Consider the following 14,398-nt stretch of genomic DNA (forward strand, 5'->3'; position numbering starts at 1 on the left):
GAATAGCCCTATCGTGGGCATAGCAATACAGACACGGCGAAACCGGGAGTGGAAATGGCCAATCGACCGCTTACTTTTTCATATTTGTTTTTTTATCTGCTTTTATCACCCGATACCTGGCGCATCCTGGCCGGGTTTGTCTTTGCTGTCATATTGGGCCCCATGGTAACCCAGGGACGGGGCCTGGGACACGCCGGCGAGGCGGTGGTCTGGTTGATGATCATGGCCATTGGCTGGTCGGTGACGGCCTGGCCGGCCAAGAAAATCACCGGCTTCCTGCAGCGGGCGGTGAAACGCGCCGCGCGATAGGGGGCGCTTATTTTTCCCGCCCCATCCGATAATTTCCCCCCGTAGGGGCGACCGGCCGGTCGCCCTGATGCCTCAGGGAATTAAGCTGAACACTGAAGGATGTTAGGGCTGTCGCAAGGCAGCCTTTTTTTTATGCTTTTGCCAAACCTTGGACAGGCTATCCGATCATCGTTTTTCCAGCAATTGTAATTTTGAAGGTGTTCAGCAGAAATTTCATCGATCGATTACGATTACGCGCACGAGCACGAGCACGAAAATGCCAATGCCCGTCGTGCTCGTGCTTAAGCTGTGCGGTGCTCGTAATCGTAATCGAAAAGTTCGAAATGGCATAATTACAATTGCTGTTGTTTTTCTCAATCCTTTGACATCGTCATTAAACAATGATATTCGCTACTGATAAATTTAGTAATCGATAATTTTAAATAATATCAAATGGGTAAAGATATTGATTTCTCATATAGATGTTCATAATTTTCTCATTTATTATGAGAGGATTAGGGCCGGAGAGATAAAAGCAGGGAAAAATGGCTGAATTCAAAACACACCTTGCCAGCGGTCTTTCTACCGGGGCCGGTATTGCGATTGTCAGTGCGTTATACCTGCATTTAAATGGCCTGCAGGTGTTTTCCGTCGCCGTCATGGGCGCCCTGGGGGGGATCTTGCCGGATCTGGACAGCGATACCGGCAAACCGGTGAACTTTCTTTTCGGAACCATTTCGGTGCTTGTGCCGGCGTTGTTGCTGGACAAGGTATCCGCTTACGTCACCCCATCGATCGAATTTCTGGTCTTTTACTTTGTTGGTTCGTATGTGTTTATCAACAACGTCATCTGTGAATTACTCAAAAAAATAACCGTCCATCGTGGAATCATGCATAGCATTCCGTTCTCGGCGCTTTGCGGTGAAATCGGATACTTGCTTTATCTCTCATCCGGCCCCGATCTGGCCCTGGCCGTGGGAATCGCCATTTTCATCGGCTGTATCAACCATCTGATTCTTGATGAATTGAGTGCCGTGACGTTTAAAGCCGGCGTGGTCCCGGTCTTCAAGCGTTCGTTCGGCACGGCCATGAAAATTTATTCAAAAAGCATATTCGCGACATTGATTGTGTATTGCACGCTTTGCGGTGCGACTGCCGCCATTTTTGTATAGCAGCGCAATCCGCGGCGGTCCTGAAGGCGCTGTTGATTTAGGTTTTTAGGCAGAAGGCATAAGGTTAATTAACTCACTTTAAAAGCCTTGATCAGTGATCAGCAGGCCGAATATGTTGAATTGGCTCGAATCAAAATTTCAGCTTGGATACCAAGGCCTGAGTGCAAAGAACGAATCATTTTCAGCAGGGTAACCGCATTTGGATCGTGTTGATGTTTTTCTCAGGCATGGCCAGCTCTTACAACCGCCAACGGTTTAGCCATGTGCGGGTTTTTGTAGGAGCTGGCCATGCCTGCGACCCTATTTTTGCAGAATTCGGTTCCGAATGCGGTTGCCCTGTCATTCTTAGTGTAAGCCATAGCTATCCATTTAAAATTTCTGATACCTGTGGACGGCTACCCAGGTAAGGAATGAGATCCGAATTTTTCAGCCCTTTTTGTTCCATCACGAAGCGGATAGCCTCGATTGGAGACGGATTAGGGACCGGATGGTGTTGATCCTCATACGCCCCCACGAGAACAAGCAACACATCAAGCTCATCGCCCTCTGGAGTCCCCGGATCAGTGCCCCATAGTTCCTCGATGCGTGCCAGAGCAGCATCGTAGTCTTCTTCCGTTTTAACAGGGCGGATATTCATGTTTCACCTCCGATGGATCGATTTTATCTTACTCTTTATGCCGGCCGAGCCATTTGACGAAAGTGTCACAATCGCCCGAAGGCTCAGAGGACGCTATCGCTTTAGGTGTTTAGGTAGTGTCCGTCCAGAAGTGGTGAATTTCGCCCGAGGCCAAGGCGGCCAACAAATTCAAACCGGAGGAATATCGATAATATTTTGAGGATTTGAATTTGTTGCCCAACGCCGGAAGCTGGTGAGAGGCGCCGTTTCTGGATGGGCACTATGTAGAAGGCTGAAGGTTTTTAGGGCTGCTGGAATGCAATCGTTTTTTTATTATCCCATACTCATTTCAACGATCAATGAATCCCCTTTTTACAGTTTATTTAACTCTCAATCCCTCCCTCCAATTCTGAACCATCTATTCACCCGAAGGCGCTGATTATCGCTGCGACGTCATTTCTTCTCTTGTTGTTGGTTTGCTCGCTAGTTATAGGTCACAATCGCCCGAAGGCTCTGATTATCGCTGCGACGTAATTTGTCAAAATGGTATATTAATGAAAACGACAATCACCGTCACAATCGCCCGAAGGCTCTGATTATCGCTGCGACGTAATTTGTCAAAATGGTATATTAATGAAAACGACAATCACCGTCACAATCGCCCGAAGGCTCTGATTATCGCTGCGACGGCAATGCTTCTTCGTTGACGGCTGATGGTTTTATTGATGTGTCACAATCGCCCGAAGGCTCTGATTATCTCTGCAACATATTTAACAGAAGAAAAGAGAAAGAAAGGTAGGTACAAGAGTCTCAATCGCCCGAAGGCTCTGATTATCTCTGCAACGAAATATATTGGGAGAAATATTTGGGTGCCACTAGAAAGGTCTCAATCGCCCGAAGGCTCTGATTATCTCTGCAACGTTGGCCTCGATGTAGTCGGCAAACCCGGTCAACGTGTCTCAATCGCCCGAAGGCTCTGATTATCTCTGCAACGGAATCAGCTTATCCTGCGTTGTTGAGTCCGTAAACGATGTCTCAATCGCCCGAAGGCTCTGATTATCTCTGCAACAGCGGCCCGATTTTTATCCTTAGAATCAATAGGTTATACCAATAAAAATGGTAACCTCCAAATTTTTGTTTCTTACGACCTTTCACCATATGCCTGCTGAATATCTGTGATAGTTAATATTGTATATAAAATCAGTGGATTAATCTTTTAATGGTAACCTCGTCGCATTTTGCCTGTTGTATAAGGCTCCACTATATTAATCCCAAGTTGAGCGTTTCAAATTTTGGTTGTCTTGGAATATCGCTATCTTATTGACGTGTTAGACTATTATCCAACTCCAAAATTTGAAACCCTACGGGATTGCCGATCTTACCGCATCTTCCCGGCGGCGGGATCTTCGACCGGCGTCTGATGGCTTACCGCATAGGCGACTATAGCGGAAAGCCATCTTCCTTGTACCTGCGGCAAGCTCGACAATCGCTCAACTTAGATTATTATAAATTCAGGATCTTGGGATACGGTTCCCTGTCCGATGATTTCTATTTTGGTTACACAAAAAGCGCAGTGCGGATAAATTCTAACGCTATCTTCGGTCTGGTCTACCTGCGCCAAAATCCGTTGCCGGAGGCGATCCAGGACTTTTTCATCCAACTCCGCTTCGAATACCGAATACTGAACCCGTGGTCCATAGTCCAGCAAAATTTTTGCTATTTTTAGGCGGCGCTTGTCGTCGGGAATATCATAGCTGATGGTGTAAAGCATATCGTCTACCATTTGAAAATAAATGGCTGGTACATTGTGTTATCGATCACGGCTTTTTTCAGCCGTTCGGCCTGGCGACGGAACAGTCTCCTGAAGGTTGTTTCGGTTTCATCCTTTGCGCAGGCGGTCGGTTGGCTGATGAACTGCTCGTAATCGGCGAAATACTGTTTTCGCGCAGCATCCGTCAGATAATAGGCACCCGATGGCTGGTGCAGATAGAAATCGCTCTCCTGAAAAACACGATTATTGATAATTTTCAGTGTAAAACGATCCACCAACGGTGTGCGAAATTCTTCCAGTAGATCTGAAGCCAGCGTGGCATGTCCGTATCTGGGTTGATGATAATATCCCAGGTAGGGATCGAACCCCATGCCGTCCAGCAGGGAGGCGATCTCGTTGTAAACCATCGTATAACCCAGGGATAGCAGGGCGTTGACCGGGTCGGTGGCCGGTCTTCGTCGGCGGCCGGTGAAGGAAAAACCATGGCGGATCATCTTGGCAAAAGCCTGAAAATAGACTCTTGCGGCGCTGCCTTCAAGCCCCAATAGCGTCGATAGCTCCATCGCTCGATCAACATGAGGGCGCAACGCTTCCAATTCTTCGGTTTCTTCGTCCAACGCCGTATCCGGATGGTTATGACCAAACTGCTTTACAAACTCCAGGCAGTTGGCCAATTTGGCATCCACCAGCCGCCGAGCCAAGGCTTCAACGAAGTCTTTCTCCCCATGACGTTTAAATTGCGCTTTACGCAGATCGATGTTCTTGGTGGCTGGATCGGTAAGCTGGCCCAGCAACCGCCCGCTGCGTGAAAAGAGGGCCAGTTCAACCCCCTTGCGTAAAAGCAACTGCACCGCCTGGGTAGTGAACTGAACGTTTCCGAATATCATCACCCCCTCGATTTTGGCCGCCGGGATGTCCAGCAATTTTTGATCGTCCTTTTCGACGATCAGGCGCTGACCGGTTTTCTTCAATACGGCGCCTTGTTCGGTGAGGTAGAGGAAGGTCATGGATTTGGCCTCTGGGGTTGCCCGGCTGTGACAGACTTACGGTTGGCCAGATAACGTTTAAGATCCAATGGCGGTGGCATGTAGAGTATTTTTTTCGTAGCAGGTGCCCGGTCAAAAGGCACCATAATCGAATCGCCAATGAAGGTCAGCCCCAGATATTTAAAACCCTTTTCAAAATCTGTAATGCCCGTGTCTTCGTCATCCAGGCTGAGATGATGCAAAGCCATGACTTTGTCGGTAAGTTCCAGGGCATCCCTGGCTTCGCTTGCCGACTTAGCCAGAATGATGAAATCATCGGAATAGCGCACGAGCTGGTAGCCGCGACGTATCATTTCCTCGTCAAAATCATCCAGAAACAGGTTTGCCAGTACAGGGGAAACCACCGATCCCTGTGGAATTCCCTTTTCCGGGATATAAATTTTCCTGCCGTCATAGACCTCATTGCGAATCCAACGGCGCAGCAAGCCAACCACGGCATCATCTTTTATGTGGTGGCGCAGTTTGTCTTCGAGGAGCATGTGGTCAATATTGTCGAAATAGGCGTCCAGATCAACTTCCACAACAAAACGGTAGCCTTTATCGCGCAGTTTTTTGATCTGCCTGGCAGCCGTTTTTACCGAACGTCCCTTGCGGTAGGCATGGCTGACATCCTCGAACGCTTTTTCCAGGATCGGCTGGATAATATTCAGCACTGCGGCCTGGGCGACGCGATCGCGTACAGCAGGAACGGCCAGGGGTCGGGGATTTCCGTCCTTTTTTGCCACCTCGAATCTCAGTAGCGGAAGCGGATGGTAGGTGTTGGATTTTATTTCAAAAACCAATTGACGAAGATTTATCTCCAAGCCGCTTTTGAATTCGCGGATGGTTACACCGTCAACGCCGGCCATGCCTTGGGAGGCTTCGACGCGCTCGAATCCGGCAATGAAATTTTCTGTCGAGAGAATATGTCTTATCATATTCAATTTAAACTTCCTCGTCTGGTGATCCTTCACCTCGGAGATAACGCCCCCAATCCATGTGTAAAAAAGCGGTTCTCACCAGGGATTGAAACCAAAGATATTGCAGTGTCATTTCTGTGTCATTGAAGAACAGGTTTTTCCCTGCATGAAGACCGCCACGTAATTCTTGCCGGACTACCACTACAATACGAAGAAAGCAGACCTGTTCCGCTTTCTCTATATGAAACTGATTTGCTATTTTGAATGGATCACGCAACGTTGTCCAATAGGGGATGGTGTAAAAGGTGAGGCTGCCGTTTTTTGTGGTAAGTCGGAGTTCTCGACTCAGTGGTTTCCCTTTAGGTCTTGCTAATGGTAACGGGGTTTCAAGGTGTATCCAATCTGGAAGAAGAATCTGCTTGATCTTTTGACCTTTTAGAAATCGGTTGGCTTTTAGTCTTGTCGGCCATTCATTCGAATTCAATTGCCGGTTAGGGATCTTACCCGCGAATCGCCTGAAAACCGAATAGTACATGGCTTTGTGGGTTAGGGATCGCTTGCCGAATTCGCGCAACATAATCACCAACAATGCTTCTATAAGTTCCGCGAGCAGGTTCCAGCAAACGTTGTCAGGCCCGAAATCTTTCTGGCTGATATTTTTACAAAGCGGCCAATCTTTGAAAAAAACGGGTATCGCCTCTGATTTTTTGAATTCAAATGCTTTTTTTGCCCGATCGGCCGGTTCGTAATCAGCCAGTAATTCCACAGATACCGTTTTTTGTATCGTGTCCACTCGCAACGGCAACGTAATCCCAATGGCTGTCTCTTCGTGAGCTGTTTTAAAGAAGGCAATTTGGAACGCTACTAGAACAACTACCAATAATACTCCTCCAGAGATTACCAGATTCCACACCCAAAACCCGGTGTTCTGAGCATCGGGCCGCATCAACTCCAACAAAGCTGTTGAAAAAAAATTTACACAAATGGCAAAAAAAAATGCAAAAACAATCAGTTCAAATAAAAATCGACGACGCTGGCGGACTTTGTCAAGGGCGGTCCCAAATTTGGCTTCTGGCATTAATAACTCCTATTCCGACTGAATAGCCTCCCATATGCCATTCTTACCGATCAGGAATTGACAGTTTGTGAATACTTTACTACCCGGACTGTAAAATACACCGTGGTATTTTACTTTCCTGCCGGGACCCGAGGCGAGCTCAGCGCCAGCTTGCCATTCCCGGGTGACCAGCGGTTCCGTTTCACCCTGTACCTTACCTTTTGCTAATCGAGTATGCGCCAGCAATCGTCCCGGAGCATTCGCAGTGGCACACACAAAGAGTTTTGGCCTAACGGTTGGATCTGAAATATCAACACTCACCATCCCATTAAAGATGGAAGTGGATTTGCCGATTTGAATTTCATCACATGCAGATTTCGTGACCCGGCCCCATCCATAACATCGTTCAGATCCGAGTTGCAGCCGGTCCAATACGTTTTCCCACTTAAGTTCATCATCCATTGCAAAGATATACCCGATTAAATAAACAGGACTGCAGGCATCCAAATCGTAAGGAGGTATACACTCAACCTCGAATAACGCACCGTTTTCTGATGTTCCCTGGTAATTGTCCAGAGCAGTTGCGATGCGGCTTGCGCGAATCGGATCCGTTTGATTTTGCGACCACGGCCAAATAAGGCGATATTCGTTATTTTTTCGAATTGCTGGATAAAAATAAGTGAACGCTATTTGTTCGTTTATACGCCCACCCATGTCACGATAGTCTTTTGCGTTTGGAGATGCGTTTGAATCTCTTGTCAAGCGTGCCGTTAACGCACCCCAAAGTGTCCGTCCAGTGACATAGGTCCCGGAAACAAGCAAGTTGCCACTTTGCCCTCTACCCGCATGCAACGGCGTCTTTAAGCGTAGTGCGATGTGGTAAACCTTCCATCCCATTTTAGCCTTCCTTGCTAATTTTTTGCTTTGACGCCGTACCTGGCGTACACCATCATTCGTTCAAGGGTCTCCCTGACAATGAGGAGCCGTTCAAGATCGCATGTAACATTGTCGGTAAGAAATTTAAAAATTTTTTCCGGCTCCTGTTTAATGGATGGCTCCACTACCCATCCGAATTTCATTGCGCTGCTCAATTTTTCGACAAGATCCAGGATGGCTTGCATGACCTTTTGGGCGATATCTTTGTCTTTACTGGATCGTGAACAAAGAAACAGCGCACCGGCATAAACGCCGTCTTCTTGAATCACACCCAGTGCCTTTGTAATGACGGCATCGACAAGCGATTTGTTTTCCGAAGTGCATGTATCGTGGACTATTGCCTGGGCGCATTGGGCTGCCATATGGTCGATGTTCGAAAACCGATTAGTTTGTTCCATTTCTCTCTTTCTCCTCATTAATGCAACGGTTTCCAACAACGGCGATGCGTCCGAACCCGCGTGTCCCCATTCCACCGACGCCTAACCATTGAAGATGGCTCAAACCGGCTAGAAAGACATCTTTTGGGCTATGCCAGTTTAGCCCCACGCTGTTTGTATGACCTTTAGCTTCGATAGAAACAGCCTCTGTCCATCCGTTTGCTTGCATTCTCTCTTTCATCTGGTCAGGTACTTTATTTTTCACCCAGGCTGCGAAGCTTTCAATCGTCTCAAGATCTGGGAATCGGTCGGTTCGATAGTTGTCGATAACAACGTCCATTGTAAAAAAAGTGGCCCTCGGAATGGCTTCGTATGTGAAAAGGGCACCCTCTTCTGCGGCTCCGCGATGAGGATCGATACTTACCGAAGTGCGCACTTCCAGATTGCTGTTGACGATATGACTGAACATTTTGTCATTGACCAGTACAATGCGATTTTTAATCTCCAGCCAACGTTTTTCTTCCTTCCAGTTTTTGCATGGGTTTATATCGACTTTTCCGGCATGGTCGAGGACGAGCCATCCAAGGTTGATGGGGCCGGTTTGTTTCAGCGTGCTTTTATACTGTCCGGTTTCGATTTCTTCATCTATTTTTATATCACTGTCTTCAAATCCGGCTTTGTAAAGGCGCTTGATCGTAGATACCCATACCGGTCCGGCCAATGAATGGGCCGGGAAAAAAAGAATTTGCGCATCAAACACATTGACCACGCCTGAAAAAGCCTTGCTCTTATGCCCGGTTTCCTCACCTTCCATTTCGGTTTCGGCGGCGGTTCCGAAGGTGTACAAAACTGGATTAGCCGGCCCGTGTGCGGCGTTGTGGTGGTCTTTGCCCGCCGCTTCCAGGTCTCCATACATTCGAGCGGCGTAGGCGCGGGCAGCGCCATGAATGCTGGAACCGGGAATTTTAGGAATTCCGGTGCCGGGTTCCCGCACAATACTGTTGTCCACCCGTCCAAGCCGATAACCGCCGGTGCCGATATGGATAGGATCGACGGACATGAGTAAAAAATGGAGTGCTTGATAATTCATCATGTTACATGTCCTTTGGGATTGAATCAGGTTGATGTTATAGAATGATATAGTTCGAATATATCGGCCAGTTCGCCTGAAACGCCGGCATTGACGATAATCTGACGATCTTCTTGCGAAAGTGTATTCCAATGGCCCGGCCACTGGGCACCGTTCAGGGTATCGAAAACAAATTGTTGAAAAACACGATCATTCAAATATGCATTGGAGAATCGCCGGCCAAACCAATCGTCACGTTTGCCTTCAATGCGTTGTATGATTTGATACTGTTGCGAGATGGCAAGTCTTGAAAAAGTACTCCAGATTTTTTGATGACGTAGAATGGCCTCCAGCCCATATGGACGACAGGGCAGTGTACACCTTCGACCGCTATCGTCATAGCGGATGTTGTGGCGCCGGTTTGCGGTGTCCAGATACTCGAAGTCAAAACTGCTTTTCATACCTTTCTGAACGATCATGCGGCGGCCGGCCTCGATAACCGCGCGTACAGGTGTTCGTTTGGGAAAGTAGACCGCGCCAAGCTTCAAAGGAAGGTTGTCTTTAACCTTGCATATTTCCCGCTGGTATTTTTCATTGATAAGATTGATTGCCTCAAGTCCCGTTGCGGCCGGCAGCAAAACCATGAACGAGGATGGCTCTATCATGAGTGGTATCAAGGGAAAATATTCTTCTATATCGGCCGCTACACAGCCGTTTAAAACGATAATCGGTTCCTTTTGCCGGTGCCGCTGTTTACCAGCGGAATAAATGGATAGTTTTTGATTGAACAAAGCTTTGACAGCCTTTTTTCTATTGCGAGTTTTTTTACGTAAGGATTCAAAGTCCACATGCTTCAAGTTGGCACAGGTTCGAAAAAAACCTTTTGCACTACCCTGCGCCGGGTGCCAGCAAAGGGGTATACGCTGCCCGCCAACATCGGTCTCATACGTAAACCAATTTCCTAAAGCACCATCCTTGATTTTATTCGTTTCGGCGGGGTGGATGGTTAATCGCCATCCCAACTGGTCCTTTAGCGCCAACAACAGGGTTTGCTCTTTGATCTCATGCCAGAAGGTATAAGTGGTGTCCCAGCAGCGGCGGGTTCGGGCAAACGTCGGCGGTTTTCCCAATGTCTCGATGTGTTCCCCTTTGATCCATCCATTCAAGTCAAAGTGACCGGCCAACAGAACCAGACGCTGATTGGCATCGGCAGCCTCATCGATCCATATCGTTTCTGTTTGGCGCAATGCATGGTTACAGGACCATTCCTGCGCGCGCCGGCTGCGACGCTGCAGGCAAAACCGGCAAATGCCGCGTTCAGCAGCTTTTTCATGAGAAGCCCAGTGCATAAATGATCGGCCCAGGTCTAAATAAGGACCACCAGCAGGTCTGATACCGCAAACCGGGCAGATTTGTGCATTACCCGGTCGGACATCATCTTGCCAGTAAAGTTCGATGCACTCAGGCCTCGGAGCAAGATCAGTGATACGTTTGTCCAGCGTCTCACAAATATGGGTGTGCTTGCCTGTGAGCAGATCCTTGCCGATATCAACGTGAATGCCCAGTTCAGCATGCAGGTCATCATTTTTGAAGAAGGCCAGAATTTTTTCTCTCAAGTCTTGATTTTCATCACTTTTCATGGTCAAGAGGCCATCCAAATCAGGGACAGTGAATAGGCTTCCCGATTCATCCCGGTAGATTTCGTTGCCCATCGGGATCTCAAACTCAAGGAGCCGTCTGACTTGGTCAAGCGCATTATTAAGGCTGGCACGCCGTCCGATAAGGTCTGGAATCCGGTCTGCGCGGTTCCAGAATGCGGTACCCCCCACGGATACCAACAAATAACGCCAGGAAATGTTATCATGAGGTGTACTGCTCCACATGGTTCCTGTCAAAATAAATGCAGCTAATGCGGATTTATAGAGCGACGCCACGGAATGGGATATATCCCAAAGGGTAACATCGTTGATCGGCCGCTGTGTATCGGCAATCGAAGTGACCATTAAATTTTTTGCAAGCGCATAAAATTCACTCCGCATATCTGCCTTTTTGCCCGTATCACGATCTGAACGCAATTCATCTATGTATATTTTGAACTTCTCCAGCAATGTTTTTCGGTCCCGATCGAGTTTGTTTTCATCAATTTCTTTTTCATATTCAAAGGCCGAGGAAATATATGTCGGTGCTGTTAACTGTTTTTCAGCTCTAAAAACCTCCTTTTCCTCTCCCGATGCGACGTGATGAACCGCTTCGAGTAACTCGCTGGCAGAAAGGTCGGGGTACTGTTCAGGATCATGTCGTGCCAATATCTGCTTTCCGGAGCCTTGGGATTTTAGGTTCCCTTTCTTGTTAAAGGGATTATACCACCTCCCATAATTTTGAAACTCGATGAATTCACCTATTGCGTATGGCCTTTTGTTGAATGGGAGGGGAAGGTGAAGCAAACGTTCCTTAAAAAGCGCTTTCGTAGTATCATCAAGAAATTGGTAAGTCACAGGCTTGTGAGATTTGTCTATATAATCCTTAAATACATTTCTTTCATCCTTTGTTAACTCATCTTGATGCTTCTCTGCCCATCCGGCAAAAAGTCCCACGATAGCCTGGTACGCATAGTTTTGATTTTCATCGCGCTGGTATTCTAAAAATATGCTGCCCATCTTGCCGATGTTGTGTATAAACGCCCCTGCTTCGGCAATGAGAAGGGCATCTCTGTTATTTGTTAACACTTGCAGCGCGTTCATTACACGGCTCCCTGTCTTAAAGATGTGGCCATGGCTGAAAAACCTTTTCTAAGATCTTTGATTGTATTGAAAGGAACCTGCCACAGGCAGGACTCAGCCGTGCCATTTTCTAAAGCTTCCGGGTACGGCATTTTTAGTTGCAACACTCCCTGTTCTACCAGGTTGTTTTCCGCTGTACCAAAACCTGAACTGGTTTTGGCACCGAAACCACTTAACAGTAGCATATCATGTGTTGCTTGGCCCAATATCTCCAGATCTTCGGCCAATTGATGCCCCAGACTTATGTTTGTATCGGGCATAGTTTTCACCGAGGCGCCACCTGAACCGGCACTTTTGAACAGGTATAAAAATCCAAACACGCCTTCAGTGCCAGACGGTACGGATTCAAAATAAATTGGCTGCGTGCCCACACGCCTCAGGCGATCATGGGGGTTGATAACTTCAAGTCCTATCCGATCAAAATAGGTTGGAAAACAGTGTAGATGACCGCCATATCCTTCAACGTTGTCCAACATGTAGCCGTTTTGCTTAAGATAATCGTTAAATTCATCGGTGATCCGGTCCTGTTCGAAACGCGGATGATCTTCGGCATTCCGTTTGAATTTGCGGGAAATTGCATTAGTGATTGCTGTATTAAAATGCCTTTTCCAGACGGCGTTTTCATTGCCGAAGATGCGGACACGGCGTATACGTTTGTTCCAGATTGCACTAAAGTCGATATTTTCCACACCCGATTGATCTCCCGGAATGTTGTTTATCTCCTTTCCTATTTCTTCCAGAAAATGGGCGCCATCAGCAGCCCGTAGGCACCCCTTCCATCCGGACGCCGGCATATAAGGAATCCGGAACACCTTTTCCTTGCGAACCGGGTTGTCATGGATGAAGAACGCATCATCGTCCTTGCTTAGATAAGGCTTGGCGGTTTTAAATTTCAATTGAAGACCTGCCGAGTACACGGGCATGCCATCCAGGGCCTTGATCGGCGATTCGTTCAGACCAAGCCGCTCCATTAAATCAAGGCTTTGCTTACAGGCATCATGTACTTCTTCTTCTGACTGCACCAGCAATCGATAATGCTCCCTGGCAGTTTCTTTAAGCCCGGTCGGTAGCGCCGCAGCTAAAAGTTCGATGCGGGTGAACAGAGCAAAATCACGGTGAGAAAGGATTTCAGTGACTTGCTCGGTCTTGATTCCTTTAAAACCCGCATACAGTTCTTTTTGTGACGTATCAATCGCCATTGAACCAGTCCTTTTTTTTATATCGACAGACTATGGTGCTGCCGGGAAACATGCCCTGCCGACCACTGATGTATTCGTTGATGATAGACTCAATCTCATTCCGATCGGGATGCTTTTCATGGCTATTCCAAAGTCCTTCAGGAACGGTACCCCATATCTTCAGCAGCCAGTTTCCGTCTTGGTCCAATCGAAAAGGGTGACTCACATGGATGTGGCTGGCCCAGTTATTTTGATCCCAACTGTTTTTCTTGTCCGTTCCGAAAAGCTTAGCGGCCGTTTTTTTAGACCATTTTGAATTCTTAAAAAATTGTCGCAAGCCGCTGTTTCGACCCTGCCGCATTTGGTTTTTGTAACGGAGGTCAAACGCGCAGGGGTAGAACAACTTTTTTGCGCCATCTGGAACTTTTTCGCCAATAGCCTTCAATTGTGAAAAATAGGAATTGTGATGTTTTAATTGATATGTATGCGAGAAAAAGTCTTGGATGGAAAAATAAACATTATTATTAGAAACCTCATCGTTGTTTCTTACGATTTCAGCGGCGAGGGCTTTGAATTCCTCATTGATTAACAGTCCAGTTACCTTTGGTTCAATCTTAAACTGCCCAAATCCGTTTTGTGTCTTTGCACCGATTGCGCCAAACCGCTCCATAAATCCCAAAAGCGCAATAATCCGGTTTACGGCTTCCTTGTCGCCTATAATTTTCAATTCGGCTCGTCCCCATAACGCACTTGATTGAAATAGTATGCCTCGACCACCCTTTATTCTCCGGCTTTTATAAATCAGTTCGAACCATGAGGTGGTTTGCGTTTGCACCGGTCGGCTGGCCATGAAAAACAGAGGTTGGGAAATCAAACCGGACATGCTGATGCGAAATCTTCTTTTCCATCCTGTTGTTCCAAAAAGTTTACACACCGGGCAAAGTCTCAGATCCTGCGACGTATTGCTGTCTTCTACTACATAGCGGCAGGGGCTATGCTTTTCATCAGGACTATCGGTTACTTGTATACATGGGCTTCCACCGAGCACTCGCACAATTCCTTCATACCAATAGCGCAGGGAGCCCACGATGCCGGTCAAATGAATTTTGTTGCTGTCACCGTCCGTCCCACCTGTCCACAGTGGCGTCAGTGTTTGCAAGATAATGGTTTCCTCTGTCATAAAATCATTATTTCTTTTTGAGTGTTTAA

Annotated in this window: 13 protein-coding genes and 1 CRISPR repeat array; of the genes, 2 read left to right on the top strand and 11 right to left on the bottom strand. The window is 47.3% G+C overall.

The annotated features are described in order from the left end of the window. Window positions 1–54 precede the first annotated feature (54 nt). Together Dvar_RS13545 and Dvar_RS13550 are read left to right on the top strand one after the other, a co-directional pair. Window positions 55–309 carry a hypothetical protein gene (locus Dvar_RS13545; protein WP_023400180.1) on the top strand — a complete coding sequence of 85 codons (255 nt, stop codon included), beginning with the start codon at window positions 55–57 and terminating at the stop codon, window positions 307–309. Between the two features lie 524 nt (window positions 310–833). After that, window positions 834–1,460 (top strand): metal-dependent hydrolase, encoded by a 627-nt coding sequence (locus tag Dvar_RS13550; RefSeq protein WP_419662237.1) that lies wholly within the window; start codon window positions 834–836, stop codon window positions 1,458–1,460. A 361-nt stretch (window positions 1,461–1,821) separates the two neighbouring features. Here Dvar_RS13550 and Dvar_RS13555 read toward each other — a convergent pair whose 3' ends face one another. From Dvar_RS13555 to cmr1, 11 genes are all read right to left on the bottom strand, one after another. Then, the gene (locus Dvar_RS13555) at window positions 1,822–2,097 is read right to left on the bottom strand and encodes a helix-turn-helix domain-containing protein (protein WP_419662238.1); all 276 of its coding nucleotides are present in this window, start codon (window positions 2,095–2,097) and stop codon (window positions 1,822–1,824) included. 472 nt (window positions 2,098–2,569) lie between these two features. Then, a CRISPR array of direct repeats spans window positions 2,570–3,146; the repeat unit is 38 nt; unit sequence GTCTCAATCGCCCGAAGGCTCTGATTATCTCTGCAACG. A 425-nt stretch (window positions 3,147–3,571) separates the two neighbouring features. Continuing rightward, the gene (gene cas2, locus Dvar_RS13560; protein WP_419662239.1) at window positions 3,572–3,847 is read right to left on the bottom strand and encodes a CRISPR-associated endonuclease Cas2; all 276 of its coding nucleotides are present in this window, start codon (window positions 3,845–3,847) and stop codon (window positions 3,572–3,574) included. Window positions 3,848–3,852: 5 nt separating this feature from the next. After that, window positions 3,853–4,854, bottom strand: coding sequence for a CRISPR-associated endonuclease Cas1 (cas1, locus tag Dvar_RS13565; protein ID WP_419662240.1), 1,002 nt, complete (start codon window positions 4,852–4,854; stop codon window positions 3,853–3,855). After that, a complete protein-coding gene (locus Dvar_RS13570; protein ID WP_419664108.1) occupies window positions 4,851–5,810 on the bottom strand; it encodes a reverse transcriptase domain-containing protein in 960 nt (319 codons plus the stop codon). Before Dvar_RS13570 ends, cas1 begins: the two co-directional genes overlap by 4 nt. A 7-nt stretch (window positions 5,811–5,817) precedes the next feature. Then, window positions 5,818–6,870: a hypothetical protein gene (locus Dvar_RS13575; RefSeq protein WP_419662241.1), complete on the bottom strand. Its 1,053-nt coding sequence runs from the start codon at window positions 6,868–6,870 to the stop codon at window positions 5,818–5,820. A 9-nt stretch (window positions 6,871–6,879) separates the two neighbouring features. Continuing rightward, entirely contained in the window at window positions 6,880–7,746 is an 867-nt protein-coding gene (locus Dvar_RS13580) for a hypothetical protein (RefSeq protein ID WP_419662242.1), read from the bottom strand. A gap of 14 nt (window positions 7,747–7,760) precedes the next feature. Continuing rightward, window positions 7,761–8,183, bottom strand: a complete 423-nt coding sequence (locus tag Dvar_RS13585) for a hypothetical protein (protein ID WP_419662243.1) — start codon at window positions 8,181–8,183, stop codon at window positions 7,761–7,763. Then, on the bottom strand, window positions 8,170–9,255 hold the full coding sequence (cmr4, locus tag Dvar_RS13590; protein WP_419662244.1) for a type III-B CRISPR module RAMP protein Cmr4: 1,086 nt from the start codon (window positions 9,253–9,255) through the stop codon (window positions 8,170–8,172). The genes Dvar_RS13585 and cmr4 overlap by 14 nt, the downstream gene beginning before the upstream one ends. A 23-nt stretch (window positions 9,256–9,278) precedes the next feature. Further along, window positions 9,279–11,972 (bottom strand): hypothetical protein, encoded by a 2,694-nt coding sequence (locus Dvar_RS13595; protein WP_419662245.1) that lies wholly within the window; start codon window positions 11,970–11,972, stop codon window positions 9,279–9,281. Then, the gene (locus Dvar_RS13600; protein WP_419662246.1) at window positions 11,972–13,210 is read right to left on the bottom strand and encodes an RAMP superfamily CRISPR-associated protein; all 1,239 of its coding nucleotides are present in this window, start codon (window positions 13,208–13,210) and stop codon (window positions 11,972–11,974) included. The genes Dvar_RS13595 and Dvar_RS13600 overlap by 1 nt, the downstream gene beginning before the upstream one ends. Further along, the gene (cmr1, locus tag Dvar_RS13605; RefSeq protein ID WP_419662247.1) at window positions 13,200–14,369 is read right to left on the bottom strand and encodes a type III-B CRISPR module RAMP protein Cmr1; all 1,170 of its coding nucleotides are present in this window, start codon (window positions 14,367–14,369) and stop codon (window positions 13,200–13,202) included. Before cmr1 ends, Dvar_RS13600 begins: the two co-directional genes overlap by 11 nt. Window positions 14,370–14,398: the final 29 nt, after the last annotated feature.

Source organism: Desulfosarcina variabilis str. Montpellier (assembly GCF_048565275.1).
GTDB classification, from domain to species: domain Bacteria; phylum Desulfobacterota; class Desulfobacteria; order Desulfobacterales; family Desulfosarcinaceae; genus Desulfosarcina; species Desulfosarcina variabilis.